The organism is Gemmatimonas sp. (assembly GCF_031426495.1).
Classification (GTDB): Bacteria; Gemmatimonadota; Gemmatimonadetes; order Gemmatimonadales; family Gemmatimonadaceae; genus Gemmatimonas.
Genome location: NZ_JANPLK010000040.1, coordinates 131,334 through 154,149 on the forward strand (window position 1 = coordinate 131,334; position 22,816 = coordinate 154,149).

The window sequence follows — 22,816 nt, forward strand, 5'->3', positions numbered from 1 at the left end:
GAGCGTGCCTATCGAACCTCGCTTTTCGTCGACGCGCCGGATCCTCCGCTGCGCTCCGTTCTCGGCCCTTGGCGTTGCCGTGCTCACGCTCGCCGCAACGCCGGCACGCGCGCAATCGCGCCCACCCGTCGATAGCGGGAGGGCCGACAGCGCACGGGTGACGCGCGCGCAGGACGTGCAGCGCGTTCGCGTGACCGTCACGCGGGACGCCGCCCGTTCGCCGCTCGAGTTGCCCTTCGCCTGGTCGCGCGCCGCCATCGACGACCGCCCGGCACTGCGTCGCAGCGGCGTCGGCGACCTGCTGCTCGGTCTCCCCGGCGTGCAGGTGCAGGATCGGGCCAATCCGTCGCAGGATCCACGGATCGCCATTCGCGGCTTCGGCGCGCGGTCGGCCTTCGGGGTCCGCGGCGTGCGTATTCTGCGCGACGGCATTCCGCTCACGCTGCCCGATGGCCAGACTCCGCTCGACTGGCTCGACCTCGAATCGGTCGGGCGCGTGGATGTGGTACGAGGCACGGCGGCCGCGCTATATGGTAATGCGGCCGGCGGCGTCATCGATTTCCGCTCGCGCGCGCCGTCGGCACGTCCCTTCGCGATCGATGCCCGGCTGTGGGATGGCGGTGGCCTGCAGCGCGGCTCCGTGCTCGCCTCGGGCAGCCGGCGCGATACCACGGGTGTCGTTCAAGGTGGCGCGTGGCTCGGGTCCGTCACGCGCACCACGGGCGATGGTCCGCGGCAGTGGTCACATCTCGATGCCACCAGCGCCTTCGGCCGTGCGCTGGCGACGGTGGGGGGGACCCGCTTCGAAGTGCAGGGCACGCGCTACGACACGCCGCGTGCCGAGAATACCGGGGCGCTCACGGCGGCCGAGCTGGCGCGCGATCCGCGGCTCCCCGACTCGCTCAACATCACGCGTCGCTCGCGCAAAGCGGTGCAGCAGTCGCAGCTCTCCCTACTGGCGGCACGCGGCGACGGAGCTAACACACTCAACGCGTCGCTCTTCGTGGGCGCCCGCACGCTGGACAATCCGCTGCCGTTCGCCATCGTGGCGGTCGATCGGCATGTCGCCGGTGGATCGCTGCACGGTGCGTTCCGCACCACGCAATGGTCGTGGCCCGTGCGGCTCGGGGCGGGCATCGACGCGCAACGCCAAGTTGACGATCGACGCAATTTCGAGAACTGCAGCTCACTGGCCGCGACGGCGCCCGCCACCACGCTCTGTCCGAAGCCGGGCACTGAGCGCGGGGCGATTCGTCTCAATCAGCAGGAGCGCGTGGGCGGACTTGGCGGCTACGTGCGCGCCGAAGTGGAGGCGCCGCATCGCGTCTTCGCCAGCGCGGCGCTGCGATACGACCGCGTGAACTTCGCGGTGCGTGACCGCTTCATCACGGCCACCAATCTCGACGACTCCGGTGAGCGCGTGCTCAGCGCGGTGAGCCCCATGCTCGGCATCTCGTGGCGCGCCCGACCCCTGATGTCGGTCTACGCAAATCTGAGCACGGCCTTCGAGACGCCGACCATCACCGAACTCACGAATCAGGACAACGGCGCGGCCGGCCTGAATGCGTTGCTCGATCCGCAGCGCACGCGCACGGCGGAGATTGGCGTGCAGGGCGTGCTCTGGTCGCGGCTGCGCGCCGACGTGGCGCTGTTTCGTGCCAGCGTACGCGATGAACTGGTGCCGTTCGACGTACCCAATCAGCCGGGACGGCGTGCGTTCCGGAACGCCGGGCGCACCTCGCGCCAAGGCGTCGAAACCAATCTCACGGCGTCCACCTCGATGTTCGATGTCGGCGTGGCGCACACGTGGTCGCGTTTCGAGTTCGACACCTACCGCGTGGGCGCGGCGAACTACGACGGCAAGGTCATTCCCGGTATTCCGGCGCACCTGCTGCAGGCGTACATCACGGCCCGGCGCGCCGGCTGGTTCACCACCGTCGATGGGACAGCGTCCTCACGCGTGAGCGCCGACGATGCCAGCTCCGTGTACGCCGCGGGATACGCGGCGTTGAACGTGCGCGCGGGCTATACCGCACCGCGCGTGGGGCATGTACGACTCGAGCCGACGGTCGGGATCGAAAACATGTTCGATCGTCGCTACGCCGGCTCGGTGGTGATCAATGCGACGCGCTCACGGTATTTCGAACCGGGCCTGCCGCGCCGGCTCACCTTCGTGATGCGCATCCAGGCGGAGTAGCCTCGTCGCGCCGTGCCCCTGCATCACTGATACTGGATGTATAACGGTCTTGGTGTGAGTGCGAGCAGATCGCGCGGCGTCATCAGCGTGCTCCCCGAACGCCGGTCGTTCTTGTAGAACAGTTTGAATCCCGCGAACTGCACTGGCTCGGCGTACACATACGCCGCGTACGAGTCGCGCTTAAGGCTCGGCGGCCCCCAGCCGTCCATATGCATCACCACTTGCACGCGCGGATCGCGCTTGATCTTCGTGGCGTTGGTCAGCATCGGCTTGGTGAAGCGATGCACCACGAGAATCTTCGGCGGCAGCTTCTTATCGGTGACGAGCTTCGCGAGATAGTCGATCACCCAGTTCACGTCGGCGGCGTCGTAGCTCCCGATCTTCTTGCCGGGCTTGGTGCCGTCCTTCATCGAGAACTCGGGATCCATGCCGAAGTGCACGTCGGGGCGCGACAACCACGCCTCGAGGCGCGGCAGTTCTTCCTGAATCGTACTCAAGCCAACCTGCACGTCGAGAAACAGCAGCGCGTTTCGCTCCTTCGCCCACCCGTACACTTTCTCGGTGAGCGCGTCGCCGTGGCGCATGCGGTACTTGCCATCCTTGCCGGCGTCACCCTGCGCCACCGTCGTGATCAGGTGCAGCGCCGGCTGCACCCGGGTGGAGGGATCGGCTTTCGTCCAGGCCGCCACTTCGCGGTCGAGCATGGCGAGCATCTCGGGCTTCGGATATTCGCCCAGCACACCCATGCGTTTCGAAAACGGATTGCCGTAGTATGCGATGATACGCTTGGCGGGGAGCACGCTTCCTGGCAGCGGCGCGGGGCCGGGTACGGGCCATACCGGGACGGGCTTGCCCGCGAGGGCACGGGCCGCTGCCGAGGTGCCGGTGGCCGGATAGGCATACTTGGGGCCCGAGTCGGGCGTCTGCTTCGCCGGCGCGGGCGTCTTCTTTGTGCCCATCGACGTCGGCGCCGACTGCGCGCGTCCTGAGGTAGCCAGCGATAACGACATCACGGCCACCCCAGTAAGCGCCGCGAGTCGTCGAACAGAAGCGAGAGAGATCATCCCGATAATCTAGCCAGCGCGGGAACCGCACTCTGGATCGGATCGGTTGGGTTAGTGTTATGCCGCACGAATGATCCGCGCCGGTTTCTCATCCCACTCCTTCCCGCTGCTATGCATTCCACGACCACCGTTCCAGAGGATTTCGACGGCTTTCTCCTCGACTCCATCCCCGTGCACGACGGCATCTGGAGCCTCTACGGGATCGACGATGATCGCCCAATCGCGATGTGGAGTCGTCCGCATGCCGAGCGCTACGACCAGCGCTTACGTGAAGCGTCCGCGCGGGAGCAGATCGCCGAGTGGGCGCTGGGCGACGTAACGGCGAAAGGACTGCCGGCCTGTATCACGAAGGCTGAAGAAACCCTCGCCTCGGCGCGCGCTGAACGCGCGCTTTGGGCTGAGCGGGTACGCGTGATTCAGTCGTACAAGCCGGAGTAGCGACTGGGACGAAATTGGTGAGAAAGATGCCGCGCGGATATCGCGCGGCATTTTTGTCACCTGTGTGAAGTATTCCATCTTGCGGGACGACACTCTCCAGTGAGCACCTCGCCGACGGGGAGGCACCTCGGTGGGTCGATCTGATGCAGCGACCTGTCCGAGCACAAACTGGTACTGCGCCGCTGGCCCCACGCTGATGACCTCGAACGCCTTTCACGCGCTCGAACCCACGTCGTCCCTCCGTTCGCGCACGGAAGCGCTCGCGGCAACGGAACTGATGGACGCGCCAACGAGTGTCGTGCTCGACCGCCTCACACGCGCCGCCAGCCGCCTGCTGGGAGTTCCGGTCTCGCTCGTTTCGCTGGTTGACGACTACCGCCAGCTGTTTGCCGGCGTGACCGATCGCGAGAACGTGTTGCAAGGCGCACGCGAAACACTGTTGCGGGATTCGATCTGCCGTCACGTGGTCGAATCCTCGGCGCCATTGATCATACCTGACACGAGATGCAGCGACATTGCCCGGGCGATCAATACCGATCCGGGCTGGTGGGTCAAATCGTATGTCGGTGTGCCACTGGCGACGGCCGACGGCATTACGCTCGGGGCGCTCTGTGCGATCGATACGGTACCGCGCATCTGGAGTGAGGCGGAGATCGAGAGCCTCGGCGATCTGGCGTTCGCCGCCGCAGCAGAGTTGGACCTCCGCATTTCCCTGCACCAGCGCCGGTTGAGTGAGACACGGTTCCAGGCGTTCATGGATCACTCACCGGTGGTTGCCGTGCTGCTCGATCGGGACGGCATCCTCGAGTATGCGAACAACATGTTCGGGATCCATTTTGAGGTGTCGGTCCAGCAGGCCGTAGGCCGATCGATATCGACGATGTCGGATCCGCTTGCGCAAGCGATCGCCGCGCAGTGCGCGCTTGTCCTGCGGCGCGGGCAATGTGCCGAGCGTACGGAGACCCTCACGACACCGGACGGTGACGAACGGCAATGGCTGTTGTACACCTTTCCCGTGAACACCAACACTGGACAGGGCGCCGTGGGAACGGTGGCGCTCGATCTCACGCAGCGGCGCATGCTCGAGCGTCAGCTACAGCAGTCGCAGAAGCTCGAAGCGATCGGACAGCTCGCATCGGGAATCGCACACGAGATCAATACGCCGTCGCAATACGTGTCCGACAATGTGCAGTTCCTGCAGCAGGTGTTCAACGAAATTCGGTGGGTACTCGACGATGCGCGCGATGGACTGGATCGATCGACGATCGAGCGCTCCGGCGCCGGCGAGCGCCGCAACGAGATGACGCCCGAAACGGCAGCGTACCTTGCCGACGAAGTTCCACGCGCATTCGAACAGACGATCGAGGGCATGCAACGCATCGCCGGCATCGTCCACAGCATCAAAGCCTTCTCGCATCCGGGCGGCGCCGACGCTGAGGACGCGGACATCAACGCGGCGCTGGCAAATACACTCGTGGTGGCGAGGAATGAATGGAAGTTCGTCGCCGTCCTGGAGACGAACTACGATCCGACGTTACCCCCGGTTCGCTGCTTTCCCGGCGAGCTGAATCAGGTTTTCCTGAACATCATCGTGAATGCGGCCCAGGCGATGGCGGCGTCGCTGCGCCAAGGCACGTTGCGCGTGACGACGCGCGCCGACGGGGAACAGGTCCATATCATCATCTCCGATACCGGTACCGGAATTCCGGAGCGAATCCGGGACAAGATCTTCAATCCGTTCTTCACCACGAAGCCGGTGGGCACCGGTACCGGTCAGGGTCTTGCGATCTCGCATACAGTGGTGGTGGAGAAGCATGGTGGTCAGCTCACGTGTGACTCAGTCGAAGGGGTCGGGACCACCTTCACGATCACCTTGCCGATCAAGGGCTGTTTCGACGTGGCGCGTCAGGATGTACGACGCCTGAGCGAGGACGCCGCGTGATCAGCCAGCTTTTCGGGCCTACGACGTCGGCGCCGCTTCAGGTGCTGATCGTTGATGACGAACTCCGCGTGCTCGATGGGATGCGTCGTGCCTTGTACCGGGTCCGCGATCGCTGGGAGATTGACACGGCCAGCGGCGGTGAAGACGCGTTGCGCAAGCTCTCCGAGAAGCCGGCCGATATCGTGATCACTGACTTGCGCATGCCGGGAATGGACGGCATCAGCCTGCTCGAGACCGTCGCGCAGTCGTGGCCGGCCACCGTGCGCATGATCCTGTCTGGGCAAGAGGATGCCGCCACGGGCACGCGCGCAACCCAGGTTGCGCATCAGTACTTGTCGAAGCCAAGCGATGCGGAGGCGGTCATTGCCGCGTTGGGCCGAGCGACGAGCGCGGTCCGTCTGTTGCGCGATCCCGCCATGCGCGCGATGGCGGGATGTCTCTCTTCGCTTCCGACGACACCGAAAGTTCTCCTGAAGATCCAGGAGCTGACGGTCAATGACGGCGCGGCATTCGGTGATCTGGCGACATTGATCGCCGGCGACGCGGCGCTCACCGCCAAGCTGCTGCAACTGGTGAATTCAGCGTACTTCGGCGTGGCCCGCGCCGTCACCAAAGTTGAGCAAGCGATCAACGTGATCGGCTTTCAACTCCTGCGTGCACTCATCATCTCGCAGGAAATCACGCACGCCTTTCCCTGCTCGTGGCCGTCGTGGTCGGCGGAGAAGGAGCAACAACATGCGATGCTGGTCGGTACGGTGGCCCAGGCCATGGGCGACTCGCAGGCCGATCGCTGCGACTTGTTCACGGCGGGAGTGCTGCACGATGTCGGCATGCTGGTCTTGGCCAGCCGTGCGCCGACCATGCTGATGACCGCGATGCTTCACGCGGAGCGAAGCGGTGACGCGTTTCACGTGGCCGAGGCCGAACTTCACGGTGTGACGCACGCGGACGTCGGTGCCTACCTGCTCGGACTTTGGGGGTTGCCGTGGTCTCTGGTGGAAGCCGTGGGCATGCACCACTCGCCAGACGCGTGGCGCAGCGCATCGACCACGATTCCGGCGAAAGTCGCATTTGCCGAGCAGCTCGTCAACGCGGTGCACAAGCCCGACGGCATAGCCCAGGCTTCGGCTGAAATGCTGGAGAGTGAACTGTTTGTGATCCTGGGTGACGTTCCCACGCGCGAGCGACTCCTGAGCCGCGCGGTAACGGCGTTGCAGAAAGGAGGCAGTCGTGACTGAGTCGGGGCGAGTGCTGTCCTCCGTGCCGCGTGTCCCGCTCCCGCGGTTGCTGTGCATCGACGACGAATCGCAGATTCTCGATGGGTTGCGACGTCTGCTGCGCGACCGATTCGACGTCGCTGTGGCAGTCGGTGGTCAAGCCGGTATCGACCGACTGCGCAGCGACGAGGCATTCGCTGTGGTCATGACCGACATGCGCATGCCCGATGTGGACGGCGTGGCGGTGCTGCGCGCGGCGCGCGAACTGCGCCCCGAGACCACGAGGGTGTTGCTGACGGGTCAGGCCGATCTCTCGGCAGCAGTGGCGGCGGTAAACGACGGAAATGTGTTTCGCTTTTTGCTCAAACCGTGTCCTCGCGATCAGTTGCGGGCGGCCCTGGATGATGCGGTGGAGCAGCATCGGCTCCTGCGCGTCGAGCGCGAACTGCTCTCCGGTACGCTTAAGGGAGCCATCAAGCTGTGCCTGGATATTCTGGCGCTAGTGCATCCGGAAGCGCTGAGTCGCGGCGCGCGTGTGCGACGCGTGGCCAGTATGCTGGCGGCAAAAGTGGATGGCGTGGAGGAGTGGACTGTCGAGGTGGCCGCGCTGCTCTCCGATCTGGGGGCGATTACGCTTCCCTCGGCCGTACTCACCAAGCTGCACGCTGGCGCGATGCTCACGCTTGGCGAGCGCCAACAGATCGATCGCTTGCCCGTGGTTGCGGCGAATCTGGTAGCCGCGATACCGCGTTTGGAACCCGTCCGTGATATCCTGCGCTTTCAGCGCACGCACTACGACGGATCACATAGTCCGGAACGCGGGATCGCCGGTGCAAGGATCCCGGTTGGCGCACGCATTCTCCACTTGGCTAATGACTACGACGCACTCGAATCGCGCGATGTCTCGCTCAACGCGCGCTTTCGGGCCCTGCGCGCATCAGGCGGGCGATATGATCCGGTATTGCTCACGATGCTGCGCGATTTGGTGGAGGAAGCGGCCGCACCAACGTCGGCGGCGAGTGCTGCCGGCTCACTGATGCGACTCGGCTCCGTTTCCGTCGGCCTGATCTTCGCCGAAGACATCGTCGCGCCCAACGGGATCGTGTTGATCGGGCGCGGCCAGGAAGTCACGGCGCCGCTCTTGGATCGGATCGGTCTCTTCCCCGGTAGCGTGCGCGAGCGCCTTGTGCGCGTGCTCCCGCCAGCGCGCGTAACCGCCGTCAGCGCACCCGCCGTCAACGCACCCGCCGTCAACGCACCCGCAGGATGAACGGTAGCCGCGCGTATACGCCGCGCGGGTCGTTGTAGCGCAGGAGCACGTCCAGCTCACGCGTGATGTCCCTTGCCAGTGCGCTGGCCGGGCCGCGTCCCGTCAGCAATGCGTTGGCACCTGCCGGCGAGGCAGCACGGATCGCCGCTGCCACCGGCGTCGGGTTGCGGTCCAGCATATCCGTTAGCTTCTCGGTCGCGCTCTTCACGCGCGGGTACTCACGCACATCGTAGTCGCCGGTGATTTTGGCCAGCGTGGCGGCACTTTTGAGCGCAGCATCGAGCCCTCCGATCGAATCCACGAGGCCGATGCGCATCGCGTCTTCGCCCGACCACACACGTCCTTCGGCAATCGCCCGCACCGAATCGGACGAAAGTCTGCGCGCCGTTGACACGCGCGTGATGAAGGCCTCGTACACGGCATCCGTGCCACGCTGCAGCACCGCGAGTTCGGCCTCGGACCGCGGACGCGCGAGGGAGAACAGATCGGCGTAGCGTCCCGTTTTTACGGTGTCGAAGGTCACGCCATTGCGATTGGCCAGCGCCTTGATATTCGGCACGAGTGAGAACACGCCGATCGAGCCGGTGATCGTGTTTGGCTGTGCGAACACACGGGCTGCCGCCGTGCTGATCCAGTAGCCACCGCTCGCCGCCACCGTGCCCATCGACACCACGATCGGCTTCTGTTTGCGAATGAGCGTGAGTTCGCGCTGGATCTGCTCCGAGGCAATCGCACTGCCGCCCGGGCTGTTCACGCGCAACACCACGGCCTTCACCTTGGCGTCGTTGCGCACGCGACGCAGTTCGCGTGACAGCGAAGCCCCACCGATCGTGCCATCACCACCCTCGCCATCCACGATGTCGCCTTCAGCGTAGACAATGGCAATGGTTTGACTCGCGCTGAAACTGCGATCCTTCGCCACCGCGAGCGGCGCGTAGTTACCCAGCGTGATCTGCGGCAGCGTGGGCCGATCGAGCAGGGTGGCCATCTCGGCCGCGCGGATGCTGTCCTTGGCGCTCTGCTTGCCCCCGTCGGCCGAGCGCGCCGCCGAGGCGAGCTTCTGCAAATCGTCGAGGACATCGTCGAAGTAGGCGACACGATCAACCAGCTTGGCGGCCTTGGCGTCAGCCGGCAGAATGATGCCCTGCGTGTCCACGATGGTCTGCAACGCAATCGTGTCGATACCACGACTCTGTGCCACTCCGCGTTTCACTTCGCTCCACAAGTCGCCCAGATACGATTCGGTCTGCAGGCGATTCTCCGGACTCATGTCTGTGCGCGTGAACGGCTCGACCGCGGCCTTGAAGCGACCCACGCGACTCACCTGCATGCCGATGCCGTACTTCTCGAACATGCCGGTGAAGAACACCTGCTCCGAAGCGAGACCGGGCAGGAGCAACGAGCCGAACGGATCGAGAGTGACCACGCTGGCGGCCGACGCCAGGTAGTAGTCACGCGTATCCGGATTCACGAGATAGGCGTGCACCGGCTTCTTCGACTGCCGGAAGCTGGCGATCGCCGCGCGCAGCTCGCGCAGCGCCGCAAAACCCGAGGCATAGCCGTCGGCGGAGATGGATCCACGCAACAGGATGCCGCTGATGCGATCGTCGTCGGCGGCGGCTTTGAGGGCGATCGTCGCGGCGCGCAGTGGAATGGCGTCACCGCGTCCGGCCGAGAGCGCGTCATCGAGGAATGACTCCGCCTTTGCTTCGGCGGGGCGGTCGGAGAACGCGCGATCCAGATCGATCACGAGCACCGAGCCATCGGCGACCTTCACCGGATCCTTCGAGCCGGCAGAGGCCGCGATGCCGACGATCAGCAAGATGCCACCCACCACGCAGATCGCGATCGTGAGCAGGTTGGCGGCGATGGCGGTCAGAAACTGCTTCATCATTGTCCGGACTCGAGAGGTATCGGCGAGCGTGGCCTGTAGCTCCTACGTTCGCAGCGTCGAAAAAGCTCCAGAAGGGTATACCGACGAGTCGGTGCATTCAAAACATGACGGTCGCGTCGCAATTGGGGCTTGCCGGCGTCCGGATTCCATCACAGCTTCCAAGGGAGCAAGTCACCCCCGCTGTTATCCCGCCCGGAGGACGCCCGTCCATGCCCGCCTACAAGGCTCCACTCGACGATATTCGCTTTCTGCTGCATGACGTGCACGATGTCGCGCAGTTGGCCGCGCTCCCTGGGTTTGAGGACGCGACGCCCGACATGATCGACGCCGTGCTCGTTGAAGGCGCCAAGATCTGCGAGGAGGTGCTCTTCCCCATCAACCAGAGCGGCGACACGGAAGGGGTGAAGTACGAGAACGGCGAGGTGCGCACGCCGAGCGGCTTCAAGGAGGCGTACACGCAGTATGCGGCCGGTGGCTGGACCGGTGTGGCGGCCGACGCGAAGTACGGTGGACAGGGGCTTCCTGAGTCGGTGCGCTTCGTGATGGAGGAGATGCTCTGCTCCTCGAACCTCTCGTTCAGCATGTATCCCGGACTCACGCATGGGGCGGTGAGCGCGCTGCTCAGCCACGGCTCGGACGAGCTCAAGGATCGCTTCCTCCCCAAACTGATCGACGGCACGTGGGGCGGCACGATGTGCCTCACCGAAGCGCATAGCGGCACCGACCTCGGCATCATCAGCACGAAGGCGATTCCGGCCGGCGACGGCGCCTACAAGATTACCGGCAGCAAGATCTTCATCTCGGCCGGCGATCACGACCTCACGGAAAACATCGTGCACCTGGTGCTCGCCAAACTGCCCGACGCACCTGGCGGCACGAAGGGGATTTCGCTGTTCCTGGTGCCCAAGTATCTGCCCAAGGAAGACGGCACGCCCGGCACGCGGAATGGTGTCACGGTGGGCTCCATCGAACACAAGATGGGCATCAAGGCCTCGGCCACGTGCGTGCTCAACTTCGAGGACGCCACCGGCTGGATGGTGGGCGAGCCGCACAAGGGCATGCGGGCGATGTTCGTGATGATGAACGGCGCGCGCCTGGCGGTGGGCCTGCAGGGATTGGGACTCTCCGAAGTCGCGTATCAGAACGCGCTCTCGTACGCGAAAGACCGCCTGCAGGGCCGCTCGCTCACGGGCCCCAAGAATCCCTCAGGGCCGGCCGATTCGATCCTCGTGCATCCCGATGTGCGCAAAGGCTTGCTGCGCATCAAGGCGTTCAACGAAGGCATGCGGTCGCTGGCGTATTGGGTGGGCATTCGCATCGATCTCGAGCACCGTCACGCCGATGCGGCGGTGCGGGAAGCAGCCGAAGATCTGGTGGCGCTGATGACCCCAGTCATCAAGGCCTTCCTCACCGACAAGGGCTTCGACAACACGAACATCGCGTTGCAGACGCTCGGCGGGCACGGCTACATCAAGGAGTACGGCATCGAGCAGTACGTGCGTGATGCGCGTATTGCGCAGATCTACGAGGGCACGAACGCGGTGCAGGCGCTCGACTTGGTGGGTCGCAAGCTCCCAATGGAAGGCGGGCGCTTGGTGCGTCGCTTCTTCGAACTGGTGAAGGGCGACGTGGACGCGGCGGCGCAGGTAGACGGGCTCGAGGAGTTCGCGAAGGCGCTCGGCGGATCGCTCTATCAGCTCCAGAAGGCGACGATGCTGCTGGCCGAGAAGGGCTTTGCAAATCCTGATGAAGTGGGTGCGGCCGCTACGGAGTATCTGCACCTCATGGGATACGTCGCGGTGGGCTGGCAGTGGCTCCGCATGGCGACCGTGGCGCAGCAGCAGCTGGCGGCCGGGAAGGGAGACAAGCGGTTCCTCGAGGCCAAGCTGAAAACGGCACGGTTCTACTTCGGTCGACTTTTACCGGAAGCGGCGACGCTGCTGGCGGCGATTCAGGCGGGTTCAGCGCCGATCATGGCGTTCGCCGACGACGAGTTCTGAGCGGGCGCTGTGCGTAATGCGTGTGCCCGCCGTGTAACGGTGCCACGGCGGGTACTCAACTCCTGGGTGGGACGTGCCGATAGTTAAGGCAACCTCACACCCACTTCATGTTCTTCAAGAAGCTCGTGTCTGAGCCCCGCCCCTCGATCGAACGAAGCAGTTCGAACGGCGCGTCCGGCTCCCCAACCCTGCAAGCGATCTCCGGCAGCTCCAGCACGGAGGTCTCCGTCTCGCCCGCGTCCCCGAGCAGCGAGGCCGGTCTCGGTCTGGTGCTCGATGCCCTTGGGGGCGTCCTGACCGCGCTGTCTCGCTATCCGATCGATCTCCCGGATCGACCCGCGGAGAAGAGCGCGGAAGAAATCGCGCGATGGCAACGTCACGCGACGATGGGATATCCCTTGGAAGAAGGGGCGGGCACGCTTGGCGTGACAGATCGCGATTGGGGCGGCGTGGTCCGTGCGGTGACCGAGCAGCGCCGGGAAGAGCACAAGTACATGGATTCGTCGATCACCGAACTCCGTGAGGCCCTCTGGGCCTGCGTCGAGACGGTGCACAACGCGGTGAAGATCGACCATTCGACCGACGCGTCGACGGAAACGCAGATGGACCGGGCGAAGAACGCCCTGAAGCGGTTGCAGACCGGGTCGATCAAACAGGAAGTGTTGGGTGCGGTGCTGTCGATCGAGGGTGCGCTACAGACGCGTCGTGATCAGCAGCAGGAGCAGTACGTGTCGCTCGCCACGAAGCTCGACCGCATGGGCAAGCAGCTCGAGGAGGCGCGCAAGGAGAGCACGACCGATCCGCTCACCGGCATCGGCAACCGCAAGCTGTTCGACATGATGGGACCGCGCGCGGTGCAGATGTATGCCCTGGGCCGTCAGCCGGTGGTGCTGCTCATGATCGACCTCGACAAGCTCAAGCTCGTGAACGACATGTACGGGCATCAAGCCGGTGACGCCGCGATCGCGAATCTGGGCGGTGCGTTGGCGAGGGTGTTCCTTCGTCAGAGCGACGTGCTCTGCCGGTACGGCGGCGACGAGTTCGCCGCGATTCTACACAACACCGACTGGAAGATGGCGCAGACCTTGGCGCGTCGACTGCAGGAGCAGGTGGCGGCCATGCCGGCACCGCACCCGGCCATGGAGTTCTCGATTGGCGCGTCGGTGGGCGTGGCCCAGCTGGAAGCGCACGAAGAGGTGGATGAATGGATTGCGCGTGCCGACAAGGCTTTGTACAAGGCCAAGCAGAATGGTCGGGACCGGGTGTGTGTGGCGGAAAGCCTCTTGCTCAAAACGGCCTGATTGGGCCGGTTGAGCGGGAGGTAATGCAACGCGGGCCCGGTCGATTGACCGGGCCCGCGTTGGTTTTGGTGGTTCGTGAAGGACCTTGTCGAAGGTGTTGTTGTCGGTGTAGGTGCCCCATAGTGTTTTTCGATGGTGAGGAGCAGAAGAACGCGGGAGAACGCAAGGTTGAGAATGCAACGCGCAGCCTGCGGTGCGTCTTGAACGGTATATTGGATGGCTCGGTCTGCTGTGGTAGAACCGCACGTATTGTTGCTCTTGCGCTACAGCTTTGCTGAGGCGCTGTGAACATCAAAGTTCTCGCAATCTTTGAGGAATTCGTAAAACGTTGCAGCGTATGCGCTTGCTGACGCAGCGTGGCTTCTTTCAGGTCGCGCCTGTTCGTCTGCCGCGCGGCACGCGAATTGAAACGCTTTAAGACATTGAATACCGTTGTGCTCACTCCCAAGCCTCGAAACCAATGTTCAAGAAACTTGTAGTAGCGGCCGTGGTTGCCTTTGCCTTGCCGACGATGGCGCAGGCTCAGGTCATCTTCCCCGGGGACCTGAACAGTCCCCTAGCAGCGACGCCGTGCAAGCTGGACATTTTCGTGAGCTTCACGGCTGCGAAGTGTGCGGGCTTCTACGACAAGAACGCCATAGACTTCGACACCGGCGACAATCCGACTTCTCAGGCGCAGAATGCGCTCGGGAAGCTTGGGAGTTCCTCTTCGTCCACGGTGCTCAAAGTCGGGAGCTGGAACGGTACCTCGTCGTTCGGGAATACCATGAAAGGTTGGACCGTGGTCGGTATGCACTGGGGCAACTATTTCGACGATGTGAACAACCAGTCGGGAAACGGCAACGTGTCCGCATTCTTTCTCTTCGATTTTGGCAGTACGGGCACCAATAGCCTAGCCCTCAAGACCGATTATAAGAACGGCATTTCTAACTTCGCTATTCTGACGACGCAGTCCTGCAAGACTGGTGAGTCGTGCGGCGCGCTGATCACTTCCGTCCCCGAGCCGTCCACCTACGCCCTCATGGCGTCGGGCCTGCTCGGCATCTTCGGCTTCGCCCGTCGTCGCCGCAACAACGCCTGAGCTCTCGACTAGCTACACTAGCTTCACACACCACCGCCTCGGCCAGTCGTCGAGGCGGTGGTTTTTTGCGCGTTACTCAGGTTTGCAAGCGTGGCCGGCTACAGCCCACAGCCCAAATCCCCCGCCGTTCATTACTAGCGCCCCTAATTCCTAGCGCTGTTGATTCCTAGCGCCGTTAGCCGTTTCTCCCCGCGCCCGCTGCTCTCAACGCATTCAAAATCACCGCCACATCAATCGCTTCTTGAATGAGCGCCCCCGCGATCGGCGTCAGCATCCCCGCCGCCGCAAACCCCATTCCCACCAAGCTCAGCCCCAGCCCCACGAAGATCGACTGCTTCGCGATCATCAATGACCGCCGCCCGATCCGCACCGCTTCCGGTACCCTCCGCGGATCATCAATGAGCAGCACTACATCGGCCGCTTCCGCCACCACCCCACCGCCGTGTCCCGCCAGCGCGATCCCTACCGTCGCCGTGGTCAACGAGGGCGCGTCGTTCGTACCGTCGCCTACCATGACCACCCGACGACCGCGCGCCTCCAACGCCGCCACGCGCGCCACCTTGGCCTCGGCCGTGAGATCGCCCTCGAACTGCGTGATCCCCACTTCGCGCGCGATCTTCGCCACGTTCTCGGTCGTGTCGCCCGAGAGCAGATACGCGTCGCTGATCCCGAGCGCCGCCAGCTCGGCGAACATCGGCGCGAGTTCTTCCCGCAGTTCGTCGGCAAACTCGATACGCGCCACCGACGGCACCTGACCGTTCGGCACGCCGCCGTGGCTGTCATCGGTCGCCACATACGCGCGCAGCCCCGATGCGCCGACTTCCAAGGCCGAGAGTCGTGCGGCCATCGACGGCACCCGCTCGCGCACGAAGTCGGGTGACCCCACCGCCACGTAACGACCGTTCACCATACCCGTTACACCGCGGCCGGCGGTTTCCACCAGCTCGGTCGCGATCCGCATCGTCGCCCCCCGTGACTCGGCCTCGGCCACAATGACGCGGGCCAGCAAATGTCCCGAGCCTTGTTCGACCGCCGCCGCGATCTCCAACATCGACTCCACCGAGACGCCGTCGTCGGTGACCACCTGATGCACGCGCGGTTTGCCAACGGTGAGCGTGCCGGTCTTGTCGAAGACCGCCGAGTTCACCGAGGCCAGCGCTTCGAGGGCGCCACCGTTGCGCACGATGATCGAGCGACGCGCCGCGCGATTGATGCCACCAATGATCGCCACCGGTGCCGCGAGTATCAGCGGGCAGGGAGTCGCCACCACGAGCACCGCCAGCACCCGGGTCCAATCATGCGACACGAACCACGCCATGGCGCACGCCGCGAGCGCGAGTGGCGTGAACCACACCGCCCATTTGTCGGCCGTACGCTGTAACGGACTCTTGGACGCCTGCGCGGTGCGTACCAGATCCACGATCCTGGCGTACTGACTGTCCTGCGACGTGCGCACCGCGCGCAGCGACAGCGCCCCTTCCTGATTCACACTGCCCGAGAGCAGTGCCGTGCCGGCGGCAGCGCGCACGGGAATCGGTTCGCCGGTGAGTCGAGACGTGTCGACGTGGGAGGACCCGCTGACCACCGTGCCGTCGCAGGGGACCAGTTCGCCAGGACGCACGAGCAGGTCGTCGCCCGGCTTGATCTCGATGGCCTCGATGTCGTGGACCTGTCCCTTCACCACCCGGTGCGCCGTTCGCGGCGCATCGGCCTCGAGCGATGCGACGGCGCTCGACGCACGCGCCACCGCATACGCATCGAGCGCTTCCCCGCCGGTTTGCATGAGCACCACCACCAGACCAGCTAACGGTTGCCCCAGCAGGATTGAGCCGGCGATCGCCAGCATCGCCACCACGTCGGCGGCGAACTCTCCGCGCAGCAACCCGGCAAAGGTCCGCCACGCCACGGGAATCCCCGTGAGTAGGAGACCCGCGAACCAGACACGGTTCCGCCACGGATCGGCGCTCGCCACCACTGGCGTCAGCGTCCCTGCGACAAGGAAGACCAGCGCCGCCGCCGGTAATCGAGGAATCGAGGTCCAGCGCATCAGCAGGTTTGCGTGAAGGAGTCGAACGACAGATGGTGCGACAACCTAAACCGGACGGAATCGGCCCGATGCTGGAAAGTTACCGGTCCGCGAGGCTATTCTCGTGGTATGACTGACACGCATTCGCATGCAGCGCTCGCGGCAATTGTTGACATCGCCGCCGACGCCATTATCGCGCTCGATGACAATTTCCGCATCGTGCGCTTCAACAAGGGTGCGGAGCATATCTTCGGTTGGACGGAAGACGAGATGCTCGGGCAGCGACTGGACCGGCTGCTCCCCATGGCGGCTCGCGCGGTGCACCGTGGGCATATCCGAGGCTTTGCGGAGGGAGGCACAGAATCCCGACGTATGGCGGAGCGGCGGGAAATCGCCGGACTTCGCCGAGATGGCGAGCAGTTTCCGGCGGAAGCGTCGATCGCGCGCGTGACCATAGAAGGCGAGCGCACCTTCATGGTGACCCTGCGCGACGTCAGCGATCGCCGAAAGAACGAAGAACGCCAGAAGCTGCTGGCGACGGCGGGATGGGTGCTCGCCGCATCGCTCGACGTGGAGTCCACGATGGCGACGATTGCCGAACTACCCGTGCCGCTGCTGGGCGACTGGAGTCTGCTCGAGTTGCTTGCCGCCGACGGACAGATCCGGCGCGCGGCGGCCACGCACATGGATCCGAGGCGGCATGACGAGTCGTCTGCGCTCGTGTCTCGCGTGTACGAAACACTGGATGCGAATCTTCCCGCTGCCAGCGCCGGACGTGTGGCCCACGAGACAGAAGCGCAGCGCATTACCGATATCGCGTCGTGGTTGTCGGCGAATTTTCACGACAAAGTCACCCGTGAGCACGCGCAATCGCTTGGTGCCAGTGCGGTATTGATCGTGCCGTTGCGCGCCGGTGGACGGGCGATCGGCGCGTTACATCTCGTACGTACGAGGCCTGGTGCGTCGCACAACATGGACGAAGTCCTCGTGGCCGACCAGTTTGCCGGCCTCGCCGCGCTCGCGCTCGAGAACGCGCGGCTGTACCAGGAATCCCGACGCGCCGTTCGAGAGCGCGATGACATGCTGGCCATCGTATCACACGACCTGCGCAACCCGGTCAATGCAATCGTGATGTTGACCGGTGCGGTGCTTGGCCGGGAGCCAGGCGACGAGCGGCCGCTGATGGAGCGTGAGGATATCGAGGCGATTCGCGGTGCCGCCCGTCAAGCCGATGGATTGATTCAGGATCTGCAGGACGTCTCACGCATTGCCAACGCACGACTTCGGGTCGATCGCCGACCCGTCTTGCTCTCGGAACTGGTGAAGGAATCGGCCGACATGTTCGAGCCGGTCATGGAGGACGCCGTGCTGCGTTTCGTGCGTCACATCGACGAAACCCTCCCGCCGATTCAGGCCGACCGTCATCGCCTGGAACAGGTGTTGTCCAACCTGCTTGGCAACGCCGTTCGGTTCACGCCGCACGGTGGAGAGATCGTGCTCACCGCCGAACGTCATGACCACTGCGTGCGGATTCGCGTGCGCGACACCGGTCCCGGCGTGTCAGCCGATGACGTGCCGCGACTGTTCGAACGTCACTGGCAGGCGCCGCGCCTGCTGCGCGCGGGGTCGGGACTGGGATTGTTCATCGCGAAGGGCATCGTCGAGGCGCACGGAGGCGAAATCGGCGTCGACAGCGAAGTGGGCAAGGGCAGCGAGTTCTGGTTCACGGTGCCGCTGTAACACGCCGCCCGAACGAAACAGGATCCGTCTTAGTGCTTGGCTTCGGCCGCGGGAGCAGCAGCGGCACCTTCGACCGCCGGAGCAGCCTCGTGGGTCGCAGCGGTGCTGTGCTTCGCATTGTCTTCCGCGTGATACACCTGGAAGTTCATCGGGTCGCGCGGATGCCGATACGTATTCTTGTGGATCGTGTAGGCCGTAAACAGCAGCCCCAACGTGGCCACCGTGGTCACGGCAGCAGCAGCCCAGCCCTGCTTGTTCGGATCGTACGCGACACTCATGAAGACACCCCGACGGGAAAGCGCAAACGGCGAAGAAGAACACTTCAGCGAGCGGAAGCTATACAGGGCCGCGTCATTCTTCCACCCTTGGCCCAGTATCATGCGCGTTGTCGATCAAACGGGCCGGAATGATCGCGGTACTGCCGTAACGGTCGCGGATCCGGTCGAGTGCCAGGGTGAGGGCCCGGTCCTTGGCGTTTTCGACCGGTTCCCCCTCCGCCGCAGGGGCGGGCGGGGCGGCGAAAAAGCCGAGCTGCACCGCCGGACCGGTGGACGTGGCCTCATCGTCGAAGTGTGACAGCCCGATCCCGAGCAGACGCACCCCGACCCGCCGTTTGCCCCGGAGCGCGCGGTAGAGCACGCGCGCGGCCTTGATCACCGACTTCTCGGATTCGATCGGCTGGGCCAGGGTACGCTGCGCCGACCGCGTCTTGAAGTCGGCGTCCTTGAGCTTCACCGTCACGGTTCTGGCCCGGAGCCCTTGTCGTCGCAGGTCGGTGCTCACGCGCACGGCCAGCCTAAGCAGTTCGCGTTCGAGGAGGTCGTCATCGTGCAGATCGCGCCCGAACGTCTCCTCGCGACTCACCTGCTTTTGCACCTCGCGCGGCGTCACGATGCTGTCATCGATGCCCCGCACACGCCCGTGCAGCCAGGCACCGGCGCGCTCGCCAAGGCGGGACTGCAGGTCGGTCACACTCCACTGCTGCGCGTCGGCGATGGTCTCGAGGCCCATGCGCTCCAGCGTCGCCGAGAAGCGCGGGCCGACCATCGGTAGGTCGGCCAGCCGGAACGGCGCCAGAAACGCCGCTTCCTGACCGGGCGTCACGCAGCGCACGCCGGTGGCGCCGCTGCCGGGCTTCGGCTTGGCCAGTTCAACGGCCATCTTGGCGACGAGTCGCGAGGTCCCGCCGCCGATCGAGACCGTGAGGCCGGTGGCGGCGAAGACCGCGTCCCGAATGCGATGCGCGGTGGCCTCGAGCGACTCGTGACCATAGAGCGCCTCGGTGCCGCCCATGTCGCAATACCACTCGTCGATGCTCGACGCTTGGACGATCGGAGCAAAGGTGGCGAGCACCTGCTGAATCTCCTTGCTGCGCGCGCTGCAGGCGCCACGGGGCACCGGCACGCAGGTGGCCTGAGGACACAACTTCAGGGCACGCGAGATCGGCATCGCCGATCGCACACCGTACGCGCGGCACTCGTAGGAGGCACTGCACACCACGCCGCGCGAGCCTGGGCGCCCGCCCACAATCAGTAACGTCGCCTTGCCGGCGCCGTCCGGATCCTCCTGGCGCGCCACGGCCACGAAGAACGCGTCGGCGTCGACCAGCAGAATGCGGCGTGGCGAAAGAGTGGTCATGTCGGGGGAAAGTGGTGGCCCTGACGCAAGCTAGCAGCAATCTTGAAGGATGACGCCCGCCATCCTGTTCGTGCGAAAAGCCAAGATCGCACACGACGTGCTCTCGTATGAGCACGACCCGGCCGCCGAGTCGTACGGGCGCGAAGCCGTGGATCTGCTGCGGCTCGAGCCCGCCACGGTGTTCAAGACGCTGGTGGCCGACGCCGAAGGCGTGGGACTGGTCTGCGCCGTGGTGCCGGTGCTGATGATGCTCGATCTCAAGGCGCTGGCCGCTGCCGTCGGCGCGCGCCGCGTCCGCATGGCCGACCCGGCCGCCGCCGAACGGGCCACCGGCTACGTGGTCGGTGGCATCAGTCCGTTGGGCCAAAAGAAGCAACTGCCAGTCGTGATCGACGCGAGTGCGCTCGCGTTCGATCGCGTGTACGTAAGCGCGGGCCGGCGCGGACTTGAACTCTCGTTGGCCCCGATGGACTTGGTGAAGCTGTCGCGTGGCCGCACGGGACCGATCGCGCGCGCGTAGTTTTTGCTGGGGTCAACAATCCACCTTACGAGGAAGACCATGCCGCATCGACGGAAATGGATTTGGGTGCTGGTGGCGTCACTCGCCGCGACGCCACTCCTGGCGCACGACATGTTCTGGCGTTTGTCCTCGTATTACGTAGCCCCAAAGACGGCGCTCACCATCCCGTTGCTCAATGGAACGTTCTCCAAGAGTGAGAACTCCATCGAGTGGGACCGTGTCGCGGATTTGAGCGTAGCGGAACCTGGCCAGCGTCGCTCGCTCGATAGCCTGTCCTGGAGTACGGCTGGCGACACGAGTCGATTGTCGTATACCACGCAGGCCACCGGCACCTACGTCGTTGGGCTCTCCACCAAATCGCGCGACTTCTCACTCGACGCGAAGGCCTTCAACGCCTATCTCGCGGACGACGGCATTCCGGATATTTTGGCCGCACGACGGCGCGACGGATCGCTGGAGAAATCCGCGAAAGAGCGCTACTCGAAGCACGTCAAAGCGATTTTCCAGGTGGGCAACGCTCGTACGTTGGGGTGGCAGGCCGCGTTCGGATATCCCGCCGAGCTCGTCCCGCTGGCAAACCCATACGAGGCGAAGGCGGGCACGACGCTGCGCTTGCGTTGTCTGGTCGACGGTAAACCCGTCGCCAACCAACTCGTCATCGTGGGCGGGCGCCGTGGACCGGCCGGAGATGTGCGCCTCCCACCGCGCAGCCTGCGAAGCGACGCAACAGGGGTGGTGACGGTTCCGCTCGCCGCAGCCGGGCGTTGGTACGTGAAGTTCATACATATGACGCCCGTGACCGATGGCGTGGTCGACTACGAATCGAAGTGGGCGACGCTCACCTTCGAAGTGCGCTGAGCAACCGTATGGCGCCCTCGTGGCGCGCGCTACACCGCGAGCTATACCGCTCGCGGTCGCGGTGGCCCTTCGGCCAGCTCATCGAGTGCCGGTCCACGGCCGCGGGCTTCCACCGGCCAGCGCGTCTCGACCGCGTGGCCACGCACCCCGATGATTTCGTCGAATAGGTGAACGACGATGCAGACGTGGTTGGGCACGACGCGAACCTGATCGCCGAGTCGCGGACGCCAGTCGGTCTTGGAGAGATCGAGGATGCCATGCTCTTCCGACATCCGTGACACCACGACCTCGGGATGATCGAGCAGTGCGCCATAGCCGTCTCCCTCGGCGCGCAGTGGCTCGCGGCCGAGTGCTTTCGTACCGGCATCGATCACTGCTTGTCCCTTCACCGCCACGCTCACCACCGTGGCGAGGACTGTGAGCGCGCAATCATCCCAGTCGCATGCGCCGATCATGGCGGTGGTACGATCGTTGTACACATACGTTCCTGGTCGAACTTCCGTCACGCCGGGTACTTCATGCATGCGCCAGGCAGCTGGCGTAGAGCCACCGCTGACAATGCGCGGCGGCAAACCCGCGGCCTCGAACGCCTGCACGTAGGTCGCGATGTTCACGCCGAGCTGAGCGAGGGCGGTACCCTGTTCGTCTACGGCCTCGCGGATGTGGCCGGGATAAAACAGCATGCCGGCGAAATTCAGCGCCGACGCACGATCGATGTGCCGCGCGATCGCGACTGCGCGTTCCGGCGATGACACACCGACGCGATGCATCCCGAGATCCGCTTCCACCAAGACGTCGAACTGTCGCTGCCCGAGTCTGGCGGCCACATTGAGGGCGTCGAGCGCGTTGGCGTCGTCAGCGGCAACGGTCACACGTACGTCCACTGGCAATCGCGCGAGCCGCTCGAGTCTCGCGGCCCCGACCGGCGGATAGGCCACCAGCAGATCCTCGCACACCTCCGCCATCACCTCAGCTTCCCGCAGCGTGGCGCAGGTCAGCCCGACAGCGCCCAGCCGTAGCTGGTCCGCGGCAATCCGTGGCGACTTGTGCGTCTTGACGTGCGGCCGCAGTCGAAGCCCGTGCAGGGTAGCGTACGCCGCCATTCGGTCCAGATTGAACGCGAGCCGATCCATGTCGACGATCGGTACCGGTGTCTCGAGCTGTTCGAGATACGTAGTCATCGCGCCCCCTTCTCTTCGAGACTGTAGAAAATGCCACACGCTGACGCACCGTCCGATCGCCCGTGGACTCCGGTCGTGCTGCCCAACCTGCCGGCCCCTGCGGGAGCCTACTCTCCGGGCGTGCGCACCGCAAATATGGGGAGTCTGTTGTTCGTGTCCGGCCAGACGCCGCGGGACCAGGCCACCGGGGACATCGTCGAAGGCGACGTTGAAGCACAGACCCGCCTCACGCTGGCAAACATGGAGCGTATTCTGATCGCCGGCGGCGCCACGCTGGCCAACGTGGTCAGCATCACGGTGTATCTGGCCGATGAGAACGATTGGGGCACGTTCGATCGCGTGTATCGCTCGGTGTTCTCGGCGCCGTACCCGGCCCGCGCCGTGGTCGGTGCATCGCTGCGCGGTATCCGCGTCGAGATCTCGGCGATCGCTGCCCTCTAGAACGTGGT

Annotated in this window: 18 protein-coding genes; 12 read left to right on the plus strand and 6 right to left on the minus strand. The window is 64.7% G+C overall.

Translation table 11 applies throughout. The annotated features are described in order from the left end of the window. Nucleotides 1-4 precede the first annotated feature (4 nt). On the plus strand, nt 5-2,197 hold the full coding sequence (locus RMP10_RS10335) for a TonB-dependent receptor (protein ID WP_310570218.1): 2,193 nt from the start codon (nt 5-7) through the stop codon (nt 2,195-2,197). 23 nt (nt 2,198-2,220) lie between these two features. On the opposite strand, the gene RMP10_RS10340 is transcribed toward RMP10_RS10335, so the two are convergent. Then, nucleotides 2,221-3,261: a hypothetical protein gene (locus tag RMP10_RS10340; protein ID WP_310570219.1), complete on the minus strand. Its 1,041-nt coding sequence runs from the start codon at nt 3,259-3,261 to the stop codon at nt 2,221-2,223. A 111-nt stretch (nt 3,262-3,372) separates the two neighbouring features. Between RMP10_RS10340 and RMP10_RS10345 the strand changes: the two genes are divergently transcribed. The 4 genes from RMP10_RS10345 (at nt 3,373) to RMP10_RS10360 (ending at nt 8,128) form a co-directional block, all read left to right on the plus strand. Next, a complete protein-coding gene (locus tag RMP10_RS10345) occupies nt 3,373-3,699 on the plus strand; it encodes a hypothetical protein (protein WP_310570220.1) in 327 nt (108 codons plus the stop codon). A 130-nt stretch (nt 3,700-3,829) separates the two neighbouring features. After that, nucleotides 3,830-5,641, plus strand: coding sequence for an ATP-binding protein (locus RMP10_RS10350; protein ID WP_310570221.1), 1,812 nt, complete (start codon nt 3,830-3,832; stop codon nt 5,639-5,641). Beyond that, on the plus strand, nt 5,638-6,879 hold the full coding sequence (locus RMP10_RS10355) for a response regulator (RefSeq protein ID WP_310570222.1): 1,242 nt from the start codon (nt 5,638-5,640) through the stop codon (nt 6,877-6,879). Before RMP10_RS10350 ends, RMP10_RS10355 begins: the two co-directional genes overlap by 4 nt. Beyond that, nucleotides 6,872-8,128, plus strand: coding sequence for an HD domain-containing phosphohydrolase (locus tag RMP10_RS10360; RefSeq protein WP_310570223.1), 1,257 nt, complete (start codon nt 6,872-6,874; stop codon nt 8,126-8,128). Before RMP10_RS10355 ends, RMP10_RS10360 begins: the two co-directional genes overlap by 8 nt. Here RMP10_RS10360 and sppA read toward each other — a convergent pair. Beyond that, entirely contained in the window at nt 8,109-10,022 is a 1,914-nt protein-coding gene (sppA, locus tag RMP10_RS10365) for a signal peptide peptidase SppA (RefSeq protein WP_310570224.1), read from the minus strand. The two genes, RMP10_RS10360 and sppA, sit on opposite strands and share 20 nt — an antisense overlap. Nucleotides 10,023-10,231: 209 nt before the next feature. Between sppA and RMP10_RS10370 the strand changes: the two genes are divergently transcribed. The 3 genes from RMP10_RS10370 (at nt 10,232) to RMP10_RS10380 (ending at nt 14,404) form a co-directional block, all read left to right on the plus strand. Then, nucleotides 10,232-12,022 carry an acyl-CoA dehydrogenase C-terminal domain-containing protein gene (locus RMP10_RS10370; RefSeq protein ID WP_310570225.1) on the plus strand — a complete coding sequence of 597 codons (1,791 nt, stop codon included), beginning with the start codon at nt 10,232-10,234 and terminating at the stop codon, nt 12,020-12,022. Between the two features lie 107 nt (nt 12,023-12,129). Next, nucleotides 12,130-13,323, plus strand: a complete 1,194-nt coding sequence (locus RMP10_RS10375; protein WP_310570226.1) for a GGDEF domain-containing protein — start codon at nt 12,130-12,132, stop codon at nt 13,321-13,323. Nucleotides 13,324-13,783: 460 nt separating this feature from the next. Beyond that, on the plus strand, nt 13,784-14,404 hold the full coding sequence (locus RMP10_RS10380; RefSeq protein ID WP_310570227.1) for a PEP-CTERM sorting domain-containing protein: 621 nt from the start codon (nt 13,784-13,786) through the stop codon (nt 14,402-14,404). A 175-nt stretch (nt 14,405-14,579) separates the two neighbouring features. Here the strand turns inward: RMP10_RS10380 and RMP10_RS10385 are convergent, their stop codons facing one another. Beyond that, on the minus strand, nt 14,580-16,451 hold the full coding sequence (locus RMP10_RS10385) for a heavy metal translocating P-type ATPase (RefSeq protein WP_310570228.1): 1,872 nt from the start codon (nt 16,449-16,451) through the stop codon (nt 14,580-14,582). Between the two features lie 108 nt (nt 16,452-16,559). Between RMP10_RS10385 and RMP10_RS10390 the strand changes: the two genes are divergently transcribed. Next, nucleotides 16,560-18,170 carry an ATP-binding protein gene (locus RMP10_RS10390; protein WP_310570229.1) on the plus strand — a complete coding sequence of 537 codons (1,611 nt, stop codon included), beginning with the start codon at nt 16,560-16,562 and terminating at the stop codon, nt 18,168-18,170. A 29-nt stretch (nt 18,171-18,199) separates the two neighbouring features. Here RMP10_RS10390 and RMP10_RS10395 read toward each other — a convergent pair whose 3' ends face one another. Together RMP10_RS10395 and RMP10_RS10400 are read right to left on the minus strand one after the other, a co-directional pair. Then, a complete protein-coding gene (locus RMP10_RS10395) occupies nt 18,200-18,448 on the minus strand; it encodes a hypothetical protein (RefSeq protein WP_310570230.1) in 249 nt (82 codons plus the stop codon). 73 nt (nt 18,449-18,521) lie between these two features. Further along, nucleotides 18,522-19,808: a DNA polymerase IV gene (locus RMP10_RS10400; protein ID WP_310570231.1), complete on the minus strand. Its 1,287-nt coding sequence runs from the start codon at nt 19,806-19,808 to the stop codon at nt 18,522-18,524. A 49-nt stretch (nt 19,809-19,857) separates the two neighbouring features. On the opposite strand from RMP10_RS10400, the gene ybaK reads away from it, so the two are divergent. Continuing rightward, entirely contained in the window at nt 19,858-20,328 is a 471-nt protein-coding gene (gene ybaK, locus RMP10_RS10405; protein WP_309671806.1) for a Cys-tRNA(Pro) deacylase, read from the plus strand. A 39-nt stretch (nt 20,329-20,367) separates the two neighbouring features. Beyond that, a complete protein-coding gene (locus RMP10_RS10410) occupies nt 20,368-21,186 on the plus strand; it encodes a DUF4198 domain-containing protein (RefSeq protein ID WP_310570232.1) in 819 nt (272 codons plus the stop codon). A 41-nt stretch (nt 21,187-21,227) separates the two neighbouring features. Here the strand turns inward: RMP10_RS10410 and RMP10_RS10415 are convergent, their stop codons facing one another. Next, entirely contained in the window at nt 21,228-22,367 is a 1,140-nt protein-coding gene (locus tag RMP10_RS10415; protein WP_310570233.1) for an alanine racemase, read from the minus strand. Nucleotides 22,368-22,397: 30 nt separating this feature from the next. On the opposite strand from RMP10_RS10415, the gene RMP10_RS10420 reads away from it, so the two are divergent. Next, on the plus strand, nt 22,398-22,808 hold the full coding sequence (locus RMP10_RS10420; RefSeq protein ID WP_309671803.1) for a Rid family hydrolase: 411 nt from the start codon (nt 22,398-22,400) through the stop codon (nt 22,806-22,808). The last annotated feature ends 8 nt before the right edge of the window (nt 22,809-22,816 follow it).